Here is a 20,909-nt window from a genome sequence, read left to right on the forward strand (position 1 = left end):
ATGCCTCCTGATTCGGAGCAGACAGGGGAACGGATGGCCACGGGCGCGGCGCGGCAGCGGCGCAGCCGGCCCTCGGAAGGGCCGCCCTACGCGGCGGGCCCGGACTCGACGGCCAGTCCGGCGAGCCGCCACTCGAGCATCCCGTCCTCGAGGCGGCGCGCGGTCACGCCGCGGGCGCGGAGGAGGTCCACAGCGTCGTAGGCCATGACGCAGTAGGCGCCGCGGCAGTAGGCCACGACCTCCGAGTCGGCGGGCAGCTCGGCCAGGCGCGCCTCGAGCTCGTCGAGGGGAATCGAGACGGCGTCGGGGAGGTGCCCGGCCGCGAACTCCTCGGCGGGCCGGACGTCCAGGACGGTCACGGTCCCGGCGGCGGCCCGCTCGGCGAGCTCCTCCCGCGTGAGCCCTTCCTCGGAGGCCCGCTCCCCCGCGAGGCGGAGGTAGGCGACCCGGCGCGGCTCGACGTCCGCCACGCGCTCCTGGGCGACGCCCCGGAGCAGCGCGTACAGGCGCAGGACGTCGGGGCCCGCCACCGTGTAGAAGATGCGCGTGCCCGAGCGGCGGGTGGTGACGAGCCCAGCCTGCCGCAGCGTCTGCAAGTGGACGGATGCCGTGGACAGGCCCAGTCCCGCAGCCTCGGCGAGGGCCTCGACGCTCCGCTCGCCCTGGGTGAGGAGGTCGAGCAGCTCGAGCCGCTTGCCGTTCGCGAGGGCCTTGCCCACGCGCGCGAACTCCTCGAAGAGCGCCGCCTTGTCCTCGCGCCCTGCAGCCGCCGACCCTTCAGCCATCCATTCCTCCAAAGATCCGTGTAATACTGGATCAAATCCTATTCCATGTTTCTTTGGAGAACCAGTGAAGACCACCGTTCCCCCGGTCCTCGGGCTGCGGCAGAACCTCGCCCAGTTCATGCTGCTGGTCGCCGTCAACGCCCTCGTGGGCGGGACGCTCGGGCAGGAGCGCACCGTCCTGCCGCTGCTGGCCACGCGCGAGTTCCGGCTCGACCTCTACACGAGCGCCCTGACGTACATCCTGGCGTTCGGCGTGTCCAAGGCCGCGATGAACTACTTCGCCGGCACCCTCTCGGACCGGTTCGGGCGCAAGCCCGTGCTCGTGGCGGGCTGGCTCGTGGCGATCCCCGTGCCGCTCATGCTCATCGTCGGGCCCCAGTGGGGCTGGATCGTGGCCGCGAACGTGCTCCTCGGCATCAGCCAGGGCCTGACCTGGTCCACCACCGTGGTCATGAAGATGGACCTCGTGGGCCCGCGGCAGCGCGGCCTCGCGATGGGGTTCAACGAGGCGGCGGGCTACCTCGGCGTCGCCGTGACCGCCCTCGCCACCGGCTGGATCGCCGCGCAGTACGGCCTGCGGCCGGGACCGTTCCTGCTCGGCGCCGCCTACATCGCGCTCGGGCTGGGCCTGTCCGTCCTGACGGTGCGGGAGACGCACCACCATGCGAGGCTCGAGGCGGCCCAGCACGTCTCGGCCCGGGCCACGGCCCACGGCGGCCTCACCACGGGCGAGGTCTTCCGGCTCACGAGCTTCACCGACCGCTCGCTCTCCTCCGTGAGCCAGGCCGGAATGGTGAACAACCTCAACGACGGTCTCGCGTGGGGCCTCTTCCCGGTCCTGTTCGCCTCGGCGGGGCTGAGCCTGGGCCAGATCGGCATCCTCGCGGCCGTCTACCCCGCAGTGTGGGGCGCGGGCCAGCTCGTGACCGGGGCGGCCTCGGACAGGTACGGGCGCAAGTGGCTCATCGCCGGCGGCATGGTGGTGCAGGCGGTCGCCCTGGGGATGGTCGCGGCGGGCCACGGCTTCGGGATCTGGCTCGCCGCCGCGGTCCTGCTCGGGGCCGGCACCGCGATGGTGTACCCGACGCTGCTCGCGGCGATCGGCGACGTCGCGCACCCCGCCTGGCGCGCCCGCTCCGTGGGCATCTACCGCCTCTGGCGCGACGGCGGCTTCGCCGTGGGGGCACTCCTCTCCGGCGTCCTCGCGGACCTCTACGGGCTGCCGACGGCGATCGCGGCCGTCGCCGTCCTCACCGCCCTCTCCGGGGTGGTCGTCGCGGTGCGCATGCGCGGCACGGACCACGCGGCGGCGTAGCGCCCCTGCAGAAGGAGGCGGCCGACGGCGGGTGCCCACCCGCCGTCGACCGCCTCCTCTGGCTGCGCCCGCTCCGGCCGCTCAGGCCACCTGCGCCTCGAGGCCCACGGCCTGGATCGCCTTGGCTGCGGCGGTCTCGTCGTTGTCGGACGTGTCGCCGCTGATGCCCACGGCTCCGTGCACGTCCCCGTCGCCGTTGCGGATGATCACGCCGCCGGGCACCGGGACGAGCCGGCCGCCCAGGGCCGCCGCCGCGGCCGTGACGAAGTAGGCCTGCTGCTCGGCGCGCTCCATGATGGCCCGTGAGCCCATGCCCAGGGCGAGGGCGCCGTATGCCTTGCCGTGGGCGATCTCGAAGCGGTTGTTCGAGGCGCCGTCCTCCCGCGCCGCGGCCACCACATGGCCACCGGCGTCGAGCACCACGACGGTCAGCGGCTTGAAGCCCTGCTGCCGGCCGACCGCGAGCGCCTCGTCGACGATTGTGCGGGCAGCTGCGAGTCCGATGCTCATGAGGCGCTCCTGACGAGGCCCTCGGCCTGCTTCTGCGCCTCGCGGCGGCGGTGCAGGATCGGCTCGGTGTAGCCGGAGGGCTGGCTGGCGCCCTCGAGCACGAGCTCGCGGGCGGCGAGGAAGGCCTCCGAGTCGAACGAGGGCGCCATGGGCACGTAGCCCGGGTCACCGGCGTTCTGCTCGTCGACCACGGCCGCCATGCGCCGCAGCGAGTCTTCCACCTGCTCCTCGGTGATGATGCCGTGCAGGAGCCAGTTGGAGATGTGCTGGGAGCTGATGCGGCACGTGGCGCGGTCCTCCATCAGGGGCGTGCCCTCGATGTCCGGGACCTTGGAGCAGCCCACCCCGGCGCTCACCCAGCGCACCACGTAGCCCAGGGTGCTCTGGATGTTGTTGTCCAGCTCGTTGCGGCGGGCCTCCTCGTCCCAGCCGCTCGGGTCCCCGAGCGGGATGGTGAGCAGCTGGCGCAGCGTGGACCGGCGGCCGGTGCCGAGCTCGGCCTGCCGGGCGTCCACGTCGACCTGGTGGTAGTGGATCGCGTGCAGGGTCGCCGCGGTGGGCGAGGGGACCCAGGCGCAGTTGGCGCCGGCAAGCGGGTGCGCGACCTTCTGCTCGAGCATGTCCTTGAGGTTGTCCGGGGCGGCCCACATGCCCTTGCCGATCTGGGCCCGGCCGCGGAAGCCGCACTCGAGCCCGATGTCCACGTTCGAGTCCTCGTAGGCCTTGATCCAGCTGGTGGAGCGCATGTCCGCCTTGCGGACCATCGGCCCGGCGAGCATCGAGGTGTGGATCTCGTCGCCGGTGCGGTCGAGGAAGCCGGTGTTGATGAAGACCACCCGGTGGCGGGCCTGAAAGATGCAGGCCTTGAGGTTCGCCGAGGTGCGGCGCTCCTCGTCCATGATCCCGATCTTGAGCGTGCGCGGCTCGAGGCCGAGCACCGACTCGGCGCCGGCGAGGAGGGCGCAGGCCACGGCGACCTCCTCCGGTCCGTGCATCTTGGGCTTGACGATGTAGACCGACCCGGCGCGGGAGTTGCCGCCCGCGTGCGGGCCCCGAAGGTCGTGCACCGAGCCGAGGCCCGTGAAGAGCGCGTCCAGGACCTCCTCGGGGACCGGGTTGCCGGCGGCATCGAGCACGGCGTCGCTCGTCATGAGGTGGCCCACCTGGCGGATGAGCAGGAGCGAGCGCCCCGGGAGGGTCAGCTCGGAGCCGTCGGGCGCGGTGTAGACCCGGTCCGGGTTGAGGCGGCGGCTGAAGGTGCGGCCGCCCTTGCTCACGTCCGCGGTGAGCGTGCCCTGCATCAGCCGGAGCCAGTTGCGGTAGCCGGAGACCTTGTCCTCGGCGTCCACGGCGGCCACCGAGTCCTCGAGGTCCATGATCGTGGTGAGCGCGGCCTCGAGCACCACGTCCTTCACGCCCGCGGCGTCGGTGGACCCGATGGGGTGGCTGCGGTCGATCTGGATCTCGAGGTGGAGCCCGTGGTGGGCGAGCAGGATGGCCTCGGGCGCGGTGGCCTCGCCGCGGTGCCCCACGAACTGCGCGGGCTCCGCGAGCCCGGTCTCGCCCTGGGCCGTCTCGGCCACGAGGGCCCCGGCCTCGATCCGGTAGGCGGTCACGTCCGCGTGGGAGCTGTGGGCGAGGGGCACAGCCTCGTCGAGGAGCTGCCGGGCCTTGGCGATCACGGCCCCGCCGCGGACGGGGTTGTAGTCCCCGCCCCGCTCGCGGCCCTCGGCCTCGTCGATCACATCGGTGCCGTAGAACGCGTCGTAGAGGGAGCCCCACCGGGCATTCGCCGCGTTCGCCGCGAAACGGGCGTTGAGGAGCGGCACCACGAGCTGCGGGCCCGAGATGCTGGCGATCTCCGGGTCTACCCGCTCGGTCGAGATGCTGAAGTCCCCGGGCTCGTCCACGAGGTAGCCGATCGAGCGCAGGAACGCCTCGTAGGCGTCCTGGTCGATCCCGCCCTCGCCGGCAGAGCGGTGGAACTCGTCGATCTGCGCCTGGATCCGGTCCCGGGTGGCGAGCAGCTCCGCCACGCGCGGAGAGAACTCCTCGATGAGCGCCGCGGCGCCGGACCAGAAGGCATCCTCCTCGATGCCCGTGCCGGGAAGGGCCTCGTCGCGGACGAACGCATGGAGCGCCTCCGCGACCCGCAGCCCGTGGAGGTCGATTCGGTCGGTCATGATGACTCCTCGCAATGAAAGCGCTGTTTCGCAATGCGGAAAATGTATCTCGATCCCCACGAAGGTAGCCAGCGCGACGGCCCGCTGTCAACGCCGCTCCGCCGCCTGGTCCCCCAGAACGGACCGTGGACTGACCACTGTGGACCGACCATTGACCGGTGGCGCAGCTCACACCTAGACTCCGAGGGGCTATTTCGGATAACGGAAAGTAACTTCCGGTCCATAGCGGTCCCCCACAGACAAAGGAGTCTCTGTGAGCACCTTCCACCAGCTCGTCGATCCCCTCAACGGGTCGCTGGCCCTCTCGGCGGTCCTGGCCGCCCTTCCCCTCCTCCTGCTCTTCGTGATGCTCGGCATCTTCCGGACGAAGGCATGGAAAGCCGCCGTGGCAAGCCTCGTCCTCTCGATCGTCCTCGCCATCGCGGTCTGGCAGATGCCGCCCGGCCAGGCCCTCTCGGCCACCGCGGAGGGCGCCTTCTACGGCGTGTTCCCCATCCTGTGGATCCTCATCAACGCCCTGTGGGTCTACAAGCTCACCGTCGCCACGCGCTGGTTCGACGTCCTCGGCACCACGATCCGCTCCATCTCGGCCGACCTGCGGATCCTCGTGATCCTCATCGCCTTCTGCTTCGGGGCGCTCCTCGAGGCCCTCGCCGGCTTCGGCGCCCCCGTGGCCATCACCGCCGCGATGCTCGTGGCGGCGGGCATGAAGCCGCTGAAGTCGGCCATGGTGGCCCTCCTCGCCAACACGGCACCGGTCGCCTTCGGCGCCATGGCCTCGCCGGTCATCGCCCTCAGCGGCGTCACGGGCATCCCGCTCGGGACGGTCTCGGCGATGGCGGGGCGGCAGACCCCGTTCCTCGCCCTGATCGTGCCGCTCCTGCTCGTGTTCATCGTGGACGGCAGGCGCGGTGTCCGGCAGACGTGGCCCGCGGCCATCGTGGGCGGCGTGGTGTTCGCCATCGTCCAGTTCCTCACCTCGAACTTCTTCACCGTCGAGCTCACGGATGTCCTGGCGAGCATCGTCGCGATCGCGGCCGTCCTGCTCCTCCTGCGGGTGTGGCAGCCGGCGGAGTTGCTCGAGGCGGACGGCGTGGCCGAGCAGGAGAGCGAGACGGTGCCCGCCCAGCAGGGCGCGTCGGCCGTCACGCGCGACGTCGATGCCTCCTCCACGGCCACCGTCGGCGCCCGGGCGGGCGGCGCCTCCGCGACGGGTGCCACCGGCGGCGAGCCGCCGCACGGAGCCGGCCGGGCCGGCGTCGGACGCCCCAGCACCCGCGAGATCTGGATGGCGGTCGCCCCCTACCTCGTCATCATCGTGGTCTTCTCGCTGTCCCAGGTCCCCGCGATCAAGACCTGGCTCACGGCGGTGGGCGGCTTCTCCTTCCGGTGGCCTGCCCTCAACGTCGTGGACCCCGCCGGCAAGCAGGTGGGATCGCAGATCATGCGGTTCGACCACCTCAAGGCCACCGGCACCCTGCTGCTCCTCTCTGGCCTCATCACCCTCGCGCTGTACCGCATCCCGTTCGGCCGCGGCGTGCGGATCTACGGCGAGACGCTCAAGGTGCTTCGCTGGACCATCCTCACGGTCAGCGCGGTCCTCGCCCTCTCCTTCGTCATGAACCTCTCCGGCCAGACGGGAACGCTCGGCATCGCCCTGGCATCCGCCGGAGGGATCTTCGCCCTCCTCTCCCCCGTGCTGGGGTGGATCGGCGTGGCCCTCACCGGCTCGGACACCTCGTCGAACTCCCTGTTCGGCCAGCTGCAGGTCACGGCCGCCGCGCACACGGGGCTCTCGCCGATCCTCATGGCTGCGACGAACTCCTCGGCCGGCGTGCTCGGGAAGATGCTCTCGCTCCAGAACCTCGCCGTCGCCGCGGCAGCCGTGGGCCTCGACGGTTCGGAGAGCACCCTCTTCCGGCGCCTGCTCGGCTGGAGCCTGGGGCTCCTCGTGGTCCTCACGGCCCTCGTGCTCCTGCAGACCGGCCCGCTGTCCTGGATGGTCCCGTGACCTCCGGGGCGCCCTCCCCTACCATCACCACAACACCCCAGAAGGCACCATGACGCTCAATATCGGGACCGCAGAAGCCATGCACACTGACACCGGCGCGTTCGCCGGGCACCCCCGGGCCACCTTCGACACCGGTGCGCGCGCCGCAGCGGCCACCGACCGCTCGGGCTACGAGCCGCCGACGCTGCCGGATGCGGTGGTCCACGCCGAGTCCGTGGAGGACGTGGTCCAGGCCCTCCAGCTGGCCCATGAGCACCACCTGCCCGTGGTGCCGCGCGGCGCGGGCACGGGCCTCGCGGGCGGCTCGAGCGCGCACGAGGGAGAGGTGGTGCTCGATGTGTCCCGCATGAACCGCATCCTGAGCATCGACCCGGTCGAGATGATCGCGGTCGTGCAGCCGGGCGTCCTCAACGCAGAGGTCAACGCGGCCGCGGCCGAGCACGGGCTCTTCTACGCCCCCGACCCGGCCAGCACGGCCATCTGCTCGATCGGCGGCAACATCGCCACGAACGCGGGCGGCATGTGGTGCGCCAAGTACGGGGTGACGCGGGAGTCGGTGCTCGGGCTCACGGTGGTCCTCGCGGACGGCCGCGTCCTGCACACCGGCCGCTCCACCATCAAGGGCGTCACCGGGTACGACCTCAACGCCCTGTTCATCGGCTCCGAGGGCACCCTCGGCGTGGTGGTCGAGGCGACCCTGCGGCTGCGGCCGCGACCGGTGCGCACGGAGACGCTCGCGGCCTACTTCCCCGACGTCGAGGCGGCCGGCCGCGCGGCCTCGGCGATCACGGCCGCGCGGATCCAGCCCTCGATCCTCGAGCTCATGGACGGCCCCACGCTGGACGCCGTGGACCGGGCGGAGGGGACCCGGCACCGGGAGCTCGGCGGCGCCTTCCTGCTGGCCCAGACGGACGGCTTCGGGGCGCACCTCGAGCTCGACGAGATCGCGTCGGTCATCGGCCCCTACGCCTCCACGGTGCACCGGGCCGCCGGCGCGGAGGAGGCCGCGGCCCTCGTCAAGGCCAGGCGGGACGCGATCCCGGCGCTCGAGAAGCTCGGCCGGGTCTCCATCGGGGACATCGCCGTCCCGCGCAACCGGCTCGCCGAGGCCTTCACCGGGCTCGAGGAGATCGCCGCCCGGACCGGGACGAGGATCTTCAGCGTGGCCCACGCCGCGGACGGCAACCTGCACCCCATGATCGTGGTGGGCCCCGAGGAGTCGATCACCTCCGGACCGGCGAAGGAGGCGCTCGGCGAGATGTTCCACCTCGCGCAGCGGCTCGGCGGAACGCTCACCGGCGAGCACGGCGTGGGACTGCTCAAGCGCGAGTGGATCGGCGAGGAACTGGGCGAGACCTCGCGCTCGCTCCAGCAGGCGATCAAGGCCACCCTGGACCCCTCGGGCATCCTCAACCCCGGCAAGGCCATCTGACCCGGCCCGCACGGGAGGCGACGCACGACGGCGGGTGGCCGCCCGCCGTCGTGCGTCGCCTTCTGCCGTGCGGCATGTCAGCCCTTGAGCGAGCCTGCGGCGATGCCCTCCATGAAGTAGCGCTGGCCGAACGCGAAGATGACCATCATCGGCAGGGTGACCAGCAGGGAGGCGACCATCACGTACTGGTAGTCGCCGTGGCCGCCGGCCGTGGGCGAGTACATCGTCATGGCGTAGGCGATCCCGAGCGGCACCGTGTACCCCTTGGGGTCGCCGAAGTTGAGGTAGATGAGCGGCCCGGCGAAGTTGTTCCACGAGGCCTGGAACTCGAAGATGAACACGATGATCGCGCTCGGCAGCGCCAGCGGGAACGCGATCCGGCGGAAGAGGCCGAAGAAGGAGCACCCGTCGATCCGGGCCGCCTCGAACAGGTCGCGCGGCAGCGAGAGGTAGAACTGCCGCATGAGGAAGATGTAGAAGGCGGACCCGAACAGCGTCCCGCCCCACAGGGGCACGGTGGTCCCGAGCCAGCCGAGGGTCTTCCAGATCAGGTAGTTGGGGATGAGCGTCACGGCGCCGGGCAGCATCATGGTGCCGAGCAGGACGCTGAACAGCACCTTCTTCCCCGGGAACCTGAAGTAGGCGAACCCGAAGGCGATGGCCGAGCTCGTCAGGGTGACGATCGTGGCGGCGGCCAGCGCGATGAAGACCGAGTTGAAGACCCAGCTGAGCAGGGGCAGCTGGTTCCAGACGTCGGCGTAGTTCTGCGGGGTCGGGGTCAGCGGGATCAGCCGGTTGTCGAAGACCTCGCCGCGGGGCTTCAGCGACGCGGCGAGCAGCCACGCGAACGGGTACATGAATGCCAGCGCGAAGGCGACGAGCAGCACCCAGCGGACGGTCTGGCCGAGCCGGCGGAGCACCCGCCGGCGGCGGTCGGAGACCGATTGCGGGGGCACCGGGCGCCCGGACGCCAGGTGCCCCGACGCGGGTGCGGTGCCTGGGATGGCTGCGCCAGCGGCGACCAGGGGGCCCGCCGCCACGGAGGAGGACGGATCGTCCGCTGCGGTCGGCTCGAGGCCGGGGTTGGCGTTGGTCACGGGCGGTCGTTCCCCTCGTAGTGGACGAACCGGTTGCCGACCTTGATCTGGATCACCGTGATGACCATGATGATCGCGAACAGCAGCCAGGCCATCGCGGCCGCCGGCCCGAAGTTGAACTGCTGGAACGCCTGCTGGTACAGGTACACCCCGTAGAAGCGGGCGGCGTCGGGCACGGAGGAGTTCCCGTCCCGGTAGAACAGCAGGTAGGCCTGGTCGAAGACCTGCAGCGCACCGATGGTGTTGACGATGACGAGGAAGAACAGCGTCGGGGAGATCATCGGGATCGTGATGTGGAAGAACTGCTGGACCCGGTTGGCCCCGTCCGTGGCCGCGGCCTCGTAGAGCTCCCGCGGCACGGCCTGGAGCGCCGCGAGCAGGATGACGGTGGTGCCCCCCACGCCCCACAGGCTCATCAGCACGATCGAGGGCTTCATCCACGCCGGATCCGCGAGCCACTGCGGCCCGTCGATGCCGAAGAGGCCGAGGAACTTGTTGATGGCCCCGCTGTTGCCGTTGAGCAGCAGCAGGAACACGGCGGCCGTGGCGACCCCAGGCGTCATCTTGGGCAGGTAGTAGACCACCCGGAAGAAGCCGGAGGCCCGCTTCACCCCGTTCAGTAGCGAGGCCAGCAGGAGCGCGAACGCGATGTCGAGGGGCACGGCCATCGCGGCATAGATGAACGTGTTCCCGAGCGAGGAGAGCACGTTGGGGTCCTGCACGAGCCGCGCGTAGTTCTCGAAGCCGGCCGGGCTGCTGGCGCCCGTGGCGAGGTCGTAGTTCTGGAACGAGAGCACCAGGCTCCAGCTCATCGAGATCACCGTGAAGATGGCCAGGCCCGCGATCCACGGCGCGATGAAGAGGTAGCCGGCGGCCGACTCCCGGAGGTTGTACTTCCTCCGCAGGCCCCTGCGCCCCCCGCGCGCGGCGCGGGGGGCCCTGGTATGGCGGCCGTCTGTCTCGGCGGTCATCAGCCGTTCTTGCCGGCCGAGGTCTGCTGCCAGGCCCGCAGCGCCGTGGCCTGCGCGTCCTTGAGGGCGGTGGCCGGATCCTTCTCGCCGGAGAGTGCGACGGCGACGGCGTTGGAGAGCGCGTCCTTGATGGCCGAGCCGGCGGGGGAGCTGCCGAAGGAGGCCGTGGTGTCCAATGTCGCGTACGCGGTGCTGATCAGCTGGTCGAAGTCCGCGCTGCCCGAGGGCACCACGTGGGCATCGCGGACGGCCTTGTCGGCCGCCGGGGAGCCGGTGAAGAGGCCCGTGTTGACCGAGTTCTTCTGCTGGACGGTCTTGGCCCGGGCGTCGCCGGCCGCCTTCCAGGCATCCAGGGACGTGGCCTTGATGGCCCACGCGCACGCGGCCGAGGGGTTCTTGGCCGCCGTCGGGATGGCGAGGGCGGTGCCGCCGGCGTAGCCGAGGGCCTTGCCGTCGAGGGTCTTGATGGGCACTCCGACCACGCTTACCTTGTCCTTGGTCGCGGAGAGCACGTTGATGTACCACTGCGCCCACGTCTGGGCGCCCACCTCGTTCTTCACGTACTGGTTCTCGTTGCCGAAGGCGTCCATGGAGTCCTTGAAGGACTTGATGGCCGCGTAGCCGCCCTGGGCGTCCATGAGCTTCTTCATCCAGGTCAGGGCCGTGACGTTGGCGGAGGCGTCCAGGCTCGGCTTGCCGTTGGCGTCCATGGCGCTCCCGCCGAAGACCTGCAGCCACAGGTCGGCCGAGCCGGGCAGGTCGGCGTCGAAGCCGATCACGGAGGGCTTGCCGCCGGAGGCCTTGTACATCTTCTGGGCGGCCGCGACGATCTGGTCCGGCTTGGAGGTGTCGAGCTGGTCGACGCCCACGCCAGCGGCCTGCATCACGTTCTTGTCCGCGATGAGCATGGAGGTCTGGAAGAACTGGGGGACCCCGTAGACCTTGCCGTTGTAGGTGACGCTCTTGGTGGCGGCCGGGTAGTACTGCGTCTTCGGGTCGACGCCCCACAGCGAGTAGCAGGCGTCGAGGGGCTGGATGAGGCCCTTGTCGGCGAGCGTGGGGACGATGCTGCGGTCCACCTGGATGAGGTCCGGCACCTGGCCGGAGGCCGCCTGGGCCGAGAACTTCTGGGTATCGAAGTTGGTGGTGTCCATGGTGACGGTGGCCGGCGCGACGGCCTTCGTGGCCAGGTCAGAACGGGACTTCCCCACCTCGTCCGAGGGGTTGTAGCCGCTGGTCTTGAGGGTGCCCGAGAGGTCCTTGCTGAACGATCCCGCGCCGGCCGAGCCGGAAGGGGCGGCGCTGCCCCCGGAGGCGGCGGGGTTGCACGCGGTGAGTGCCACGAGCACCGACAGGGACAGCGCCGCGGCGCTGAGCTTGGTCCTGTGAGTCGACATTGACATCCTCTTTCCTTCAAGCCCATGAAGCCCCCGGTGCGCAGGGGGGCTTACGGAATTCCGGGCGTTCCCCCTGCTTGAGAACGATGCCCCTTCTACGGCGACGGCTACCGAAGGAGAAGCGGAGGAGTCGCGCACCCGCCCGGCCGTGTCGGAAGCGGTCCGCTTGCCGTCCGGGGCGCTGGGCCTTACAGTAGAAATACCCCTAGGGGTATATCGACCGGACAAAGGAGAATCCCATGTGCAGCCCCGCAACGTGCCCCACCTGCGGCAAGGTGACCTGGACTGGCTGCGGCCAGCACGTCGACCAGGTGTTCGCGAACGTCCCCGAATCCCGCCGCTGCCCCGGCCACGACCAGGCGCCGGGCTCCGGCGCCAGCCTGCTGGGCAAGTTCCTCTCCTGGCGGTGAGCGACCGGGAGCCGCACGGTTCCGCGTTCGACGCCGAGCCCGTCCTCGCACTCCCGGCCGGCGGCCCGCTTCGCCTCGCCTCGGGCTGGTCGGTCCCCATGACGTGGACGGGAAGCAGGTGGGCCACCGCTGCGGCGGCCGCGGTGCTCGCGGCCGCCGCCCTGGTCTTCGCCAACGGCGCCTTCGCCGCGGCGGCCCTTCCCGGCGCCCTCTGGACCGGGGCCCTCGTCGGCGTCGGCTCGGCCGCGTTCGGACTGCTGGTCGGCAGCCTCGTCGGAGCCCCGATCGGGGCCGGGGCGAGCGCATGCGACCTCCGCGGGCCGCTGTTCGGCATGATGGGCCTGCTGCTGGCCACGACGCAGAGCCGCTCGAGCCTCCTCGTCCAGCTGTTCGCGGGCCTGCCCCTGGACGCGATCCGCTTCGGGGTCCAGCCCGCGGTGGGCGCGGCGGCGGTCGCCCTCATGGCAGCCGCCCTCTCGGCACGGCTCCGGCTCGAACGCGACGCCCTCGCGGACCCGGCCGGCGCCCAGGCCTGCACCACCTGCGTGCCGCTGTTCCCGCGCCGCCCGCAGGCGTAGACCCGTAGGTCGCCCCGCCAGGCGGGGGCCTACGGGATCTGCGGCGCCTGGGCCTTGGCAGCGAGGAGCGCGAGGAGGAGCCTGTCCCGCTCGGCGAGCACGGCGTCCCAGTCGCGGCCCTCGAGCTCCGCGGCGACGCCCTCTGCCATCGTCTCGATGTAGTCGTCGGTCTCGGGCTACTCGCCGAGATCGGCCGCCCACTCCCGCATGGCAGGGCCGAGGTGCTCGAGGAAGTGGGTGATGCCGCCGTCCCCGCCGCCGGCGTGCATCGTGAGGAAGGGCCCCAGCAGGGCCCAGCGGAGGCCCGGGCCATACGCGATCGCGGTGTCGATGTCCGCGACGCTCGCCACGCCGGTGCGGACCAGGTGGAACATCTCCCGCCACAGGGCATCCTGCAGCCGGTTGGCCACGTGCCCCGGGACCTCCCGGTTGATGCGGATGGGCTTCTTGCCGATCTCGGTGTAGAAGGCGAGCGCGCGGTCCACGTTCTCGGGAGCGGTCCGTGCGCCGCCGAGCACCTCGACGAGCGGAATGAGGTGCGGCGGATTGAACGGGTGTCCGAGCACGAGCCGCTCCGGGTGGCGCATCCCCTCCTGCGCCTCGGAGACCAGGAGCCCCGAGGACGAGCTCGCGATGAGGGCCGACGCATCGGCGCCCTCCTCGATCTCGGCCAGGATGGCGCGCTTGAGCACCAGCCGCTCGGGCCCGTTCTCCTGGACGAAGTCGGCGCCCCGGGCGGCCTCGGCGATCGAGGGCGCGAAGGCGAGGCGGTCCTGCGGGGCGGCGCCGCCCTCCCCCTCGGCAGCGAGGGCCGCGAGGGTGGGCCAGAAGGCCTCGACCTGGGCGCGGAGCCGGTCCTCGGCGCCCTCGGCCGGGTCCGCGGCCGCCACGCGGAAGCCGCGCGAGAGGTAGTAGGCGGCCCAGCTTGCGCCGATGGTGCCGGTGCCGATCACGGCGACCGTCCTCGGGGTCGTGGGGGTCATCGTGGGTCCTTCCCTGGGGTCAGAGGGCCTTCACGGCGCCGAGGACCTGGGTCAGGGAGTCCTTCGCGTCGCCGAAGAGGAGGGCGGTCTTGGGGTCGTAGAGCAGCTCGTTCTCGATGCCGGCGAAGCCCGGCCGCATGGAGCGCTTGAGGAAGACCACCTGCTTGGCCTCGGCGACCTCGAGGATCGGCATGCCGTAGATCGGTGAGCCCGGCGTGGACTTCGCGGCGGGATTGACCACGTCGTTCGCGCCGACCACGAGGGCGACGTCGGCCTGCCGGAACTCGCTGTTGACCTCGCTCATCTCCTTGAGCGATTCGTAGGGCACGTTCGCCTCGGCCAGGAGCACGTTCATGTGCCCCGGCATGCGCCCTGCCACGGGGTGGATCGCGAACTCGACATCGATCCCCCGTGCCTCGAGGGCGCCCGCGAGCTCGGCCGCGGTGTGCTGGCCCTGGGCGACGGCGAGCCCGTACCCGGGCACGATGATCACCTTCTGCGCGTAGCCGAGCAGCACGGCGACGTCCTCGGGGCTCGAGGAGCGGACGGGGCGGTCCGAGACGGCGGTGGAGCCCGCTGTCGACCCTCCCCGGAAGGCGCCGAACATGATGTGCACGACGCTGCGCCCCATGGCTGCGGCCATGAGCCGGGTGAGGATGGTGCCGGACGCGCCGACGAGGGTGCCTGCGACGACGAGGAGCACGTTGCCGAGCACGAGACCGCTGGCGGCGACGGCGAGGCCCGTGAACGCGTTGAGCAGCGAGATGACGATCGGCACGTCCGCCCCGCCCACGGGCAGCACGAGCAGGACCCCGGCCAGGAGCCCGAGGGCGAGGAGCACGACGGCGAGCGGCACCGAGCCCGTCGCGACCACGGCCCCGGCCGCGGCGAGCGCGGCGAGCAGCACGGCGCCCATGAGCACGGGAAGGCCCAGGAACGTGACGGGCCGGGTGGTCATGAGCTCCTGGAGCTTGGCGAACGTCACGGCCGAGCCGGCGAAGGAGACGGCTCCCACCAGGAGCGTGAAGACGATCGCGAGCCGCACCCAGCCGTCCCCGGGGGCGCCCGCGTGGGGCAGTTCGAGCAGCGCGACGAGGGCCGCCGCACCGCCGCCCACGCCGTTGAAGAGCGCCACGAGCTGCGGCATCTGGGTCATCTTGACCCGGCGTGCCACCGGCGCCGCGATGGCCGCGCCGACCGCGATCGCGGCGAGGATCCAGGGGATGTTCGCGAGCCGGCTCGAGAGGAACACGGTCACGAGGGCGATCGCGGCGCCGAGCACGCCGACGAGGTTGCCCCGGCGGGCATGCTTCGGGGAGGACAGGCCCTTGAGGGCCAGGATGAAGCACACGGCTGCGGCGAGGTAGAGCAGCGCGGTCCAGGTCGGGTCGAGCAGGGGCGCGGAGGCGGTCACCTGGCGTCCTCCTTGGCCGCGGGAGCCGGCCGGCGCCCCCTGAACATCTCGAGCATCCGGTCGGTCACCACGAACCCGCCCACGAGATTGGCCGTGGCGAGCACCACGGCGAGCAGTGCCAGCGCGAGCACCCACCCGTCCTCCGCCTGCCCGGCCACGGTGATCGCGCCCACGAGGATGATCCCGTGGATTGCGTTCGCGCCGGACATGAGCGGGGTATGCAGGATGCTCGAGACCTTCGAGACCACCTCGAAGCCCACGAACACCGCGAACACGAGGATCGTGAGCACCTCCACGCCGCCCATCAGCCCGCCCCCTCCTCGGTCTCGTCCTCGATGCCCGGCGGCCCGTCCGGCCGCGGGGCGCCGGCGGCGACCGAGCTGCCCGCCGATGCGGTGGCTGCGAGGGCAGCGAGCGCCTCGGCCGTGGGCTCGTGGCGCACCTCGCCCGCATGCGTCAGGCATGCCCCGGCCACCACCTCGTCGTCGAAGTCGGGCCGGATCTCGCCGCCGTCGCCGGGGCCCCGCGGGACGAGCAGCTCGATGAAGTTGGCGACGTTCTTGGCGTACAGGCGCGAGGCGTCCGCGGGCATCGCCGAGGCGGCGTCCTTGAGGCCCACCACGGTGACCTCGCCGGCCCCGCCCGCCACGTGTACCACCACGTCCTCGCCCGGGACGGAGCCCTCGACGTTGCCCCCGGACTCGGCCGCCATGTCCACGACCACCGAGCCGGGCCGCATCGCGGCGACCATGTCCCGGGTCACGAGCAGCGGGGCGCGGCGCCCGGGCACCGCGGCGGTGGTGATGAGCACATCGGCCTCCGCGACGTGCGGGGCGAGGAGCTGGCGCTGGAGGGCGCCGCGGTCGGCGGAGAGCTCCCGGGCGTAGCCGCCCGCGGCCTGGGTGGCCTCGGCCGAGTCCACGTCGAGGTGGACGAACGTTCCGCCCATCGAGGCGACCTCGTCCGCGGAGGCGGGGCGGATGTCGTTGGCGGAGACCCGCGCGCCGAGCCGCTTGGCGGTGCCGATCGCCTGGAGGCCCGCGACCCCGGCACCGAGCACGAGCACCTTCGCCGGCGGGACCGTGCCGGCGGCGGTCATATAGAGCGGGAAGAAGCGCGGAAGCCGGATCGCGGCCTCGAGCACACAGCGGTAGCCGGTCACGAGGGCCTGCGAGGTGAGGGCGTCCATGGACTGCGCGCGGGAGATCCGCGGGACGAGCTCGAGCGCGAAGGCCGTCACCCCGGCATCGGCGAGCGCGCGGACCGTGGGCAGCTCGGTGGACGGCGAGGCCAGTCCCACCGTGACGGCGCCCGGCCGGAGGGCCGCGGCCGTGGCCGGATGGAGGGGGCGCACATGGGCCAGCAGGTCCACGCCGGCGGGATCGAGCGCGGGCACGACCTCTGCCCCGGCCTCGGCGTACGCGGCGTCGGAATGCCCGGCCGCCGCCCCCGCGCCCGACTCGACCGAGACGTCGAGGCCCTGGCCCACCAGCTGCCGCACGGTCTCGGGCGTCGCCGCCACGCGCCGCTCGCCGAGGAGCCTCTCCCTCGCGATGCCCACCCTCACGTGCACACCTCCGCTCCGGCGGCGCACCGTGGCCGCCTGAGCCAGAGTCTATGCGCCCCTGCGCCCGTGTCTACGATGCGGCGCCCTGTCCGCCCTGGCCGGCGATGTTGACGAGCCAGGCGATGCCGAACCGGTCGGTGAGCATGCCGAACGTGTCGCCCCAGATGGCCTTCTGCAGCGGCATGGACACGGTGGCGCCTTCCGCGAGCCTGTCCCAGTAGCCGCGCAGCTCCTCCTCCGTCTCCTGGCCGCCGCTGAGCGAGACCGAGAAGTTGTTGCCGGGGCGGTACTCCATGCGGGGCGGGGTGTCCGAGCCCATGAGGGTGAAGCCGCCGGGCGTGGTGAGCTGCGAGTGCATCACGAGCGGCCCCTCCGAGGGGTCCATGGCGGCGTGCAGGTCGTCGAAGGTGGAGATGGTCAGGTCACCGCCGAGCACCGACTGGTAGAACGTCATGGCGTCCCGGGCGTTGTCCTTGAAGTTGAGGTAGGGATTCAGGGTGGCAGGCACAGTGCGGCTCCTCGCGAGTGGTCTGACGCTGACCCTCAGGACCCTACGTCCCGCCACCGGCGGTTGTCAGCCGTCGAACGGCCCTATCCTGCGAGGCGCTCGAGGTGGGCCACGACGGCGGCCCGCTTGGGCGAGCGCGGCGGGAGGAGGCTGAGCGCGGTGCGCCACGCCTCGGCGTCGTCCGCCGCCTCGGGGAGCCGGAGGTAGTGGAGCACGACGTCGACGGCGGCGCTGCCCACCACGGCCTCCCGCAGGGTCGCGGACAGCTCCTCGCGCAGCTCTGTGATCGCCGGCGCCTCGGAGCGTGGCAGGAGCTGGCCGGCGTAGGCGCCGAGGGCCTGGCGGTGTGAGCCGCGGGCGAGGAGCGCGAGGGCGGTCATGGAATCGACCTCGAGGCCCTCCACCCGGTAGGGGCGCGAGAGCAGCGTGACCCCGGTCCCCGAGGCCTCGAGGACCTTGCGGAGCCGCACGAGCTCCGCGCGCAGCGTCACCGGCGGCACGGGCTGGGAGTAGAGCCGCTCGGCCAGCTCCTCGGCGGTGAGGCCGCGCGGGTTCCCGGCGAGCAGCACGAGGATCTCGGAGTGCCGCACGCTCAGGTTCAGCTCGCGGCCTCCCCAGCGCAGCACGCCCTGGTCGCGGCCGGTGACGGCCAGGACCGCGCCGACGGGCCGTTGGGCGCGCTCGATGCGCGGCTTCCGTTCGGGGCCGAGCGTCCGGAGCCTCTCCTCGACGGCGGCGACGGTGGCCCTGAGCCAGGGCAGGGCGTGGCCTCCCACGGCCTGCTCGCCCCCCGTGATGTCGACGACGCCGAGCGTCTGGCCCGTCGCGGGGTCCCGGATGGGCATCGCCGTGCAGGAGAAGGCCTCGACCAGGGGGCTGAAGTGCTCGGCGCCGTGGATCTGCACCGGACCCCCGGTGGCCAGGGCCGTGCCGGGCGCGGACGTGCCGATGCTCGCCTCGGACCAGTCGGCGCCCTCGAGGAAGGCCATCCGCTCCGCCCGCCGGCGCACTGCGGCGTCCCCGCCGAGCCACAGGAGCCGGCTGCCCGCGTCGCCCACGGCCACGAGGATGCCCGAGTCGCGGGCAGGCTCGACCAGGAGCCGGTCGATCACCGGCATCACGGGTGCGAGCGGATGCTCCGCGCGGTAGGCGTCGAGTTCGCCCTCGTCGAGGATGCTCGTGACCACGGCGTCCTCGCGGCGGGGGTGGACGGCGAGCGAGCGGCGCCAGGAGTCGGCCACGACAGGGCGCGCCGACCCGTCGTCCCCCGCTGCGGGGACCGGATCGGGTGCCTGCTGCACCTGGTTCGCACGCACGCCCACCCACTCCTTCATGTGTGCCGTGGCTCACAAGTGTACGCGCCGCCACCGCCGGTCCGGTCGGCGCAACGTTGCGCCGAGGTTGCATCAGAAGCCCTACCGGATGGACGCGGACGGTGGCTGCGGGCCCGGCGGCCGGGACTCCATCGTCCCGGCCGCGCCGGCCCGCTCAGGCGCCGTGCGCCGTGCGGTCGACCACCAGCGCCAGCGCTGCGGCCTCGCGGATCTGGGCGATGGCGCTGCGCACCGCGTCGATGCTGGGCAGTCCGCTGAGGTCGGTGAGGACCTCCCCGGCCGGCCCGGTCATGCGCAGCCGGTAGGAGCCGCGCCTGGAGGGGTCTCGGAGTACTTCGAACGTCGGGCTCATCATCCACCTGTCTGCACAGCACTGTGCTCTGTTCAAAAATGTGACAGTGACAGTCTCATTGAGCCGCGCGACGGTGACCAAGGTCAAAGGTCACATATCGGCATGTTGCGGGCGGCTATCCGCCGGCGATCGACTGGATGACGAGCACTTCCTGCCCCGGGGCGACCGGGGTCGCGAGGCCCCCGCCGCGGCGCACGTCCTCACCGTCGACGTAGATGTTGACGTGCCGGCGCAGCTCGCCCCGCTCGTCCCGGATCCTCCGGCCCAGGACGGGATAGTCGCGGCCGACGGCGTCGAGCGCCTCCCGCACGGACCTCGCCGAGGCGTCGGGCAGCTCGAACTGGGTCCTCCCGCCGCTCGCCGGCGCGAGGACGGAAGGCACGACGACGGTGACGGACACGCCTAGGTCCCCTGGCCGGCGTCGTGCGCTGCTCCGGCCGGCGAGGCGGTGAGCTCGGCGGCCCGGACGCACAGCACGTCGGGCAGGTGCGCGATCACCTCCTGGAAGGACTCCCCCTCGTCGGCGCTCGCGTACACCGAGCCGCCGCGGGTGCCGAAGTAGACGCCCACGGGCTCTGCGGTGTCGACCGAGGCGGCGTCGCGGAGCACGGTGTTCCAGTCCGGCTCGGCCAGACCCGTGTCGAGGCTGCGCCAGCTCTCCCCGGCGTCATCGGTGCGGTGGACCGCGAGGCGGCCGCCGGGCGCGACCCGTTCCCAGTCCGAGACGAGGGGCACCACCCAGGCGGTGCCGCTGCGTCGCGGATGGGTGAGCATCACGAACCCGAAGTCGGCCGGCAGCCCGTCCGCGATGGACACCCACGTGTCCCCACGGTCGTCGCTGCGGTAGACGCCCCGGTGGTTCTGCGCGTAGAGGCGTCCTTCGCTGTCGGCCGCGATCTTGTGGACGCACTGTCCGACCTCGGGACTCGGGTCGGGCAGGAAGTAGGCGGAGATGCCGTGGTTCCGGGCGGTCCAGCTCGCGCCGGCGTCGGTGCTGCGGTAGACGCCGCCGGCACTGATCGCCACGTGGACCTGTTCCGGATCCTCGGCGTCGGGCACGATCGTGTGGACGGCCGCGCCGCCGGCGCCGGGCGCCCACCGGTCCCTGTCCGGGTGCTCCCAGAGTGCCCGGTTCAGCTCGAACGTCGCTCCGCCGTCCGTCGACTTCCACACCGAGATCGGCTCCGCGCCGACCCAGACGACCTCCGGGCGGTCCTCGGAGTCCGGCTGGATCTGCCAGATCCGCTCGACGGCAGCCTCCGTGCCCTCGGGGAAGACGACGGAGCCGTGCTCGGGCTCGGTCCAGGTGGCGCCGAGGTCGTCGGAGTGGACCACGGTGGGCCCGAAGTGCTCCGAGCGGACGCCCACGAGCAGGCGGGTGCGGCCGCCGCGCGTGTCGATGGCAACGGAGGGGATCTCCTGCATCAGGAACTGGGGCTCGGCGACGGTCCAGGTCTTGCGGTCCTCGCTCGTGGCGAGCCAGAGCCCCTTCTTGGTCCCGACGGCGAGGAGGAAGCGACGTGTGGTCATCGCACCATCAGAGCATCGGGCGCAGCGGGGCAGCAAGGGTCCGGCCGCCAGGAAGTCACTACGGCCGAAGGTAGGCACGCCTAACCTGCCGGCGTAGTCTCTTGCCTAGGACTTCGAGGCTGCCCCGGAGCGCGTATTCCCCCAATTGCGCGCTCCGGGGTCTTTTGTGCTTGTTAAGTGCGGGAGCCCCCCAACCGGGTGGTTGGGGGGCTCGACCGTGTGGTGTTGTCCGGCGGTGTCCTACTCTCCCACACCCTCGCGGGTGCAGTACCATCGGCGCTGTGGGTCTTAGCTTCCGGGTTCGGGATGGGTCCGGGCGTTTCCCCCACGCTATGGCCGCCGTAACCCTTCTACCCTTCCCGGCCCCTGTGTGGGGTGGGTGGGTGGTCTGTGGTCACGGGTTTCCGTGATGTGTATTCGGTTGTGGCGGGGTTCCCCGGGGTTTGTTGTCTGGGGACCGTATGGTGGACGCGGAGCATTGTGTGGTTCCACCGCACCCCCTTTTTTTCCTTGCGGTGGTGGGGGGTGTGGT

General features: G+C 71.9%; 20 protein-coding genes and 1 rRNA gene. 5 read left to right on the forward strand and 16 right to left on the reverse strand.

Annotated features, from left to right (window positions below; translation table 11 throughout):
• Positions 1-86: 86 nt before the first annotated feature.
• Complete coding sequence (locus tag ACVWWH_RS04730) at positions 87-785, reverse strand: ArsR/SmtB family transcription factor (protein WP_457315815.1); 699 nt, start codon at positions 783-785, stop codon at positions 87-89.
• Between the two features lie 118 nt (positions 786-903).
• On the opposite strand from ACVWWH_RS04730, the gene ACVWWH_RS04735 reads away from it, so the two are divergent.
• On the forward strand, positions 904-2,100 hold the full coding sequence (locus tag ACVWWH_RS04735) for an MFS transporter (RefSeq protein WP_457315839.1): 1,197 nt from the start codon (positions 904-906) through the stop codon (positions 2,098-2,100).
• Between the two features lie 81 nt (positions 2,101-2,181).
• Here ACVWWH_RS04735 and ACVWWH_RS04740 read toward each other — a convergent pair whose 3' ends face one another.
• Together ACVWWH_RS04740 and ACVWWH_RS04745 are read right to left on the reverse strand one after the other, a co-directional pair.
• Positions 2,182-2,610 (reverse strand): GlcG/HbpS family heme-binding protein, encoded by a 429-nt coding sequence (locus tag ACVWWH_RS04740; RefSeq protein WP_457315816.1) that lies wholly within the window; start codon positions 2,608-2,610, stop codon positions 2,182-2,184.
• Positions 2,607-4,793, reverse strand: a complete 2,187-nt coding sequence (locus tag ACVWWH_RS04745) for a malate synthase G (RefSeq protein ID WP_457315817.1) — start codon at positions 4,791-4,793, stop codon at positions 2,607-2,609. Before ACVWWH_RS04745 ends, ACVWWH_RS04740 begins: the two co-directional genes overlap by 4 nt.
• 253 nt (positions 4,794-5,046) lie before the next feature.
• Here ACVWWH_RS04745 and ACVWWH_RS04750 point away from each other — a divergent pair, with 253 nt between their 5' ends.
• Together ACVWWH_RS04750 and ACVWWH_RS04755 are read left to right on the forward strand one after the other, a co-directional pair.
• Positions 5,047-6,804: an L-lactate permease gene (locus ACVWWH_RS04750; protein WP_457315818.1), complete on the forward strand. Its 1,758-nt coding sequence runs from the start codon at positions 5,047-5,049 to the stop codon at positions 6,802-6,804.
• Between the two features lie 49 nt (positions 6,805-6,853).
• Entirely contained in the window at positions 6,854-8,236 is a 1,383-nt protein-coding gene (locus tag ACVWWH_RS04755; RefSeq protein ID WP_457315819.1) for an FAD-binding oxidoreductase, read from the forward strand.
• Positions 8,237-8,313: 77 nt separating this feature from the next.
• Here the strand turns inward: ACVWWH_RS04755 and ACVWWH_RS04760 are convergent, their stop codons facing one another.
• The 3 genes from ACVWWH_RS04760 to ACVWWH_RS04770 are packed head-to-tail and all read right to left on the reverse strand — an operon-like array spanning position 8,314 to position 11,701.
• Entirely contained in the window at positions 8,314-9,333 is a 1,020-nt protein-coding gene (locus ACVWWH_RS04760; protein ID WP_457315820.1) for a carbohydrate ABC transporter permease, read from the reverse strand.
• Positions 9,330-10,307 (reverse strand): carbohydrate ABC transporter permease, encoded by a 978-nt coding sequence (locus ACVWWH_RS04765; protein WP_457315840.1) that lies wholly within the window; start codon positions 10,305-10,307, stop codon positions 9,330-9,332. The genes ACVWWH_RS04760 and ACVWWH_RS04765 overlap by 4 nt, the downstream gene beginning before the upstream one ends.
• On the reverse strand, positions 10,304-11,701 hold the full coding sequence (locus ACVWWH_RS04770; protein WP_457315821.1) for a sugar ABC transporter substrate-binding protein: 1,398 nt from the start codon (positions 11,699-11,701) through the stop codon (positions 10,304-10,306). The genes ACVWWH_RS04765 and ACVWWH_RS04770 overlap by 4 nt, the downstream gene beginning before the upstream one ends.
• A 239-nt stretch (positions 11,702-11,940) precedes the next feature.
• Here ACVWWH_RS04770 and ACVWWH_RS04775 point away from each other — a divergent pair, with 239 nt between their 5' ends.
• Both ACVWWH_RS04775 and ACVWWH_RS04780 read left to right on the forward strand, forming a co-directional pair.
• Positions 11,941-12,111: a hypothetical protein gene (locus ACVWWH_RS04775; protein WP_169803095.1), complete on the forward strand. Its 171-nt coding sequence runs from the start codon at positions 11,941-11,943 to the stop codon at positions 12,109-12,111.
• On the forward strand, positions 12,108-12,689 hold the full coding sequence (locus ACVWWH_RS04780) for a hypothetical protein (protein ID WP_457315822.1): 582 nt from the start codon (positions 12,108-12,110) through the stop codon (positions 12,687-12,689). The genes ACVWWH_RS04775 and ACVWWH_RS04780 overlap by 4 nt, the downstream gene beginning before the upstream one ends.
• 176 nt (positions 12,690-12,865) lie before the next feature.
• Here the strand turns inward: ACVWWH_RS04780 and ACVWWH_RS04785 are convergent, their stop codons facing one another.
• The 10 genes from ACVWWH_RS04785 to rrf all read right to left on the reverse strand — a co-directional run bounded on the left by ACVWWH_RS04785 (position 12,866) and on the right by rrf (position 20,721).
• Positions 12,866-13,672, reverse strand: a complete 807-nt coding sequence (locus ACVWWH_RS04785; protein WP_457315823.1) for a 3-hydroxyacyl-CoA dehydrogenase NAD-binding domain-containing protein — start codon at positions 13,670-13,672, stop codon at positions 12,866-12,868.
• 19 nt (positions 13,673-13,691) lie between these two features.
• Complete coding sequence (locus tag ACVWWH_RS04790; RefSeq protein WP_457315824.1) at positions 13,692-15,086, reverse strand: NAD(P)(+) transhydrogenase (Re/Si-specific) subunit beta; 1,395 nt, start codon at positions 15,084-15,086, stop codon at positions 13,692-13,694.
• The gene (locus ACVWWH_RS04795) at positions 15,083-15,391 is read right to left on the reverse strand and encodes an NAD(P) transhydrogenase subunit alpha (RefSeq protein ID WP_457315825.1); all 309 of its coding nucleotides are present in this window, start codon (positions 15,389-15,391) and stop codon (positions 15,083-15,085) included. The genes ACVWWH_RS04790 and ACVWWH_RS04795 overlap by 4 nt, the downstream gene beginning before the upstream one ends.
• Positions 15,391-16,653 (reverse strand): Re/Si-specific NAD(P)(+) transhydrogenase subunit alpha, encoded by a 1,263-nt coding sequence (locus ACVWWH_RS04800; RefSeq protein WP_457315826.1) that lies wholly within the window; start codon positions 16,651-16,653, stop codon positions 15,391-15,393. The genes ACVWWH_RS04795 and ACVWWH_RS04800 overlap by 1 nt, the downstream gene beginning before the upstream one ends.
• A gap of 70 nt (positions 16,654-16,723) precedes the next feature.
• Positions 16,724-17,161 (reverse strand): VOC family protein, encoded by a 438-nt coding sequence (locus ACVWWH_RS04805; protein WP_457315827.1) that lies wholly within the window; start codon positions 17,159-17,161, stop codon positions 16,724-16,726.
• Between the two features lie 83 nt (positions 17,162-17,244).
• The gene (locus ACVWWH_RS04810; RefSeq protein ID WP_169803096.1) at positions 17,245-18,477 is read right to left on the reverse strand and encodes a sigma-54-dependent transcriptional regulator family protein; all 1,233 of its coding nucleotides are present in this window, start codon (positions 18,475-18,477) and stop codon (positions 17,245-17,247) included.
• Between the two features lie 172 nt (positions 18,478-18,649).
• Positions 18,650-18,787: a YegP family protein gene (locus ACVWWH_RS04815; RefSeq protein WP_157089153.1), complete on the reverse strand. Its 138-nt coding sequence runs from the start codon at positions 18,785-18,787 to the stop codon at positions 18,650-18,652.
• A gap of 175 nt (positions 18,788-18,962) precedes the next feature.
• A complete protein-coding gene (locus ACVWWH_RS04820) occupies positions 18,963-19,247 on the reverse strand; it encodes a MoaD/ThiS family protein (RefSeq protein ID WP_457315828.1) in 285 nt (94 codons plus the stop codon).
• Positions 19,248-19,249: 2 nt separating this feature from the next.
• Positions 19,250-20,377: a WD40/YVTN/BNR-like repeat-containing protein gene (locus ACVWWH_RS04825; RefSeq protein ID WP_457315829.1), complete on the reverse strand. Its 1,128-nt coding sequence runs from the start codon at positions 20,375-20,377 to the stop codon at positions 19,250-19,252.
• 227 nt (positions 20,378-20,604) lie between these two features.
• A 5S ribosomal RNA gene (gene rrf / locus ACVWWH_RS04830) occupies positions 20,605-20,721 on the reverse strand.
• Positions 20,722-20,909: the final 188 nt, after the last annotated feature.

It is taken from the genome of Sinomonas sp. RB5, assembly GCF_054063535.1.

Bases quoted from the DNA above. Each gene is read 5' to 3' on its own strand.
- ACVWWH_RS04785 (WP_457315823.1), bottom strand. From the start codon at position 13,672: ATGACCCCCACGACCCCGAGGACGGTCGCCGTGATCGGCACCGGCACC.
- ACVWWH_RS04795 (WP_457315825.1), bottom strand. From the start codon at position 15,391: ATGGGCGGCGTGGAGGTGCTCACGATCCTCGTGTTCGCGGTGTTCGTG.
- ACVWWH_RS04815 (WP_157089153.1), bottom strand. From the start codon at position 18,787: ATGACCGGGCCGGCCGGGGAGGTCCTCACCGACCTCAGCGGACTGCCC.
- ACVWWH_RS04770 (WP_457315821.1), bottom strand. From the start codon at position 11,701: ATGTCGACTCACAGGACCAAGCTCAGCGCCGCGGCGCTGTCCCTGTCG.
- ACVWWH_RS04775 (WP_169803095.1), top strand. From the start codon at position 11,941: ATGTGCAGCCCCGCAACGTGCCCCACCTGCGGCAAGGTGACCTGGACT.
- ACVWWH_RS04730 (WP_457315815.1), bottom strand. From the start codon at position 785: ATGGCTGAAGGGTCGGCGGCTGCAGGGCGCGAGGACAAGGCGGCGCTC.
- ACVWWH_RS04740 (WP_457315816.1), bottom strand. From the start codon at position 2,610: ATGAGCATCGGACTCGCAGCTGCCCGCACAATCGTCGACGAGGCGCTC.
- ACVWWH_RS04735 (WP_457315839.1), top strand. From the start codon at position 904: ATGCTGCTGGTCGCCGTCAACGCCCTCGTGGGCGGGACGCTCGGGCAG.
- ACVWWH_RS04755 (WP_457315819.1), top strand. From the start codon at position 6,854: ATGACGCTCAATATCGGGACCGCAGAAGCCATGCACACTGACACCGGC.
- ACVWWH_RS04825 (WP_457315829.1), bottom strand. From the start codon at position 20,377: ATGACCACACGTCGCTTCCTCCTCGCCGTCGGGACCAAGAAGGGGCTC.
- ACVWWH_RS04745 (WP_457315817.1), bottom strand. From the start codon at position 4,793: ATGACCGACCGAATCGACCTCCACGGGCTGCGGGTCGCGGAGGCGCTC.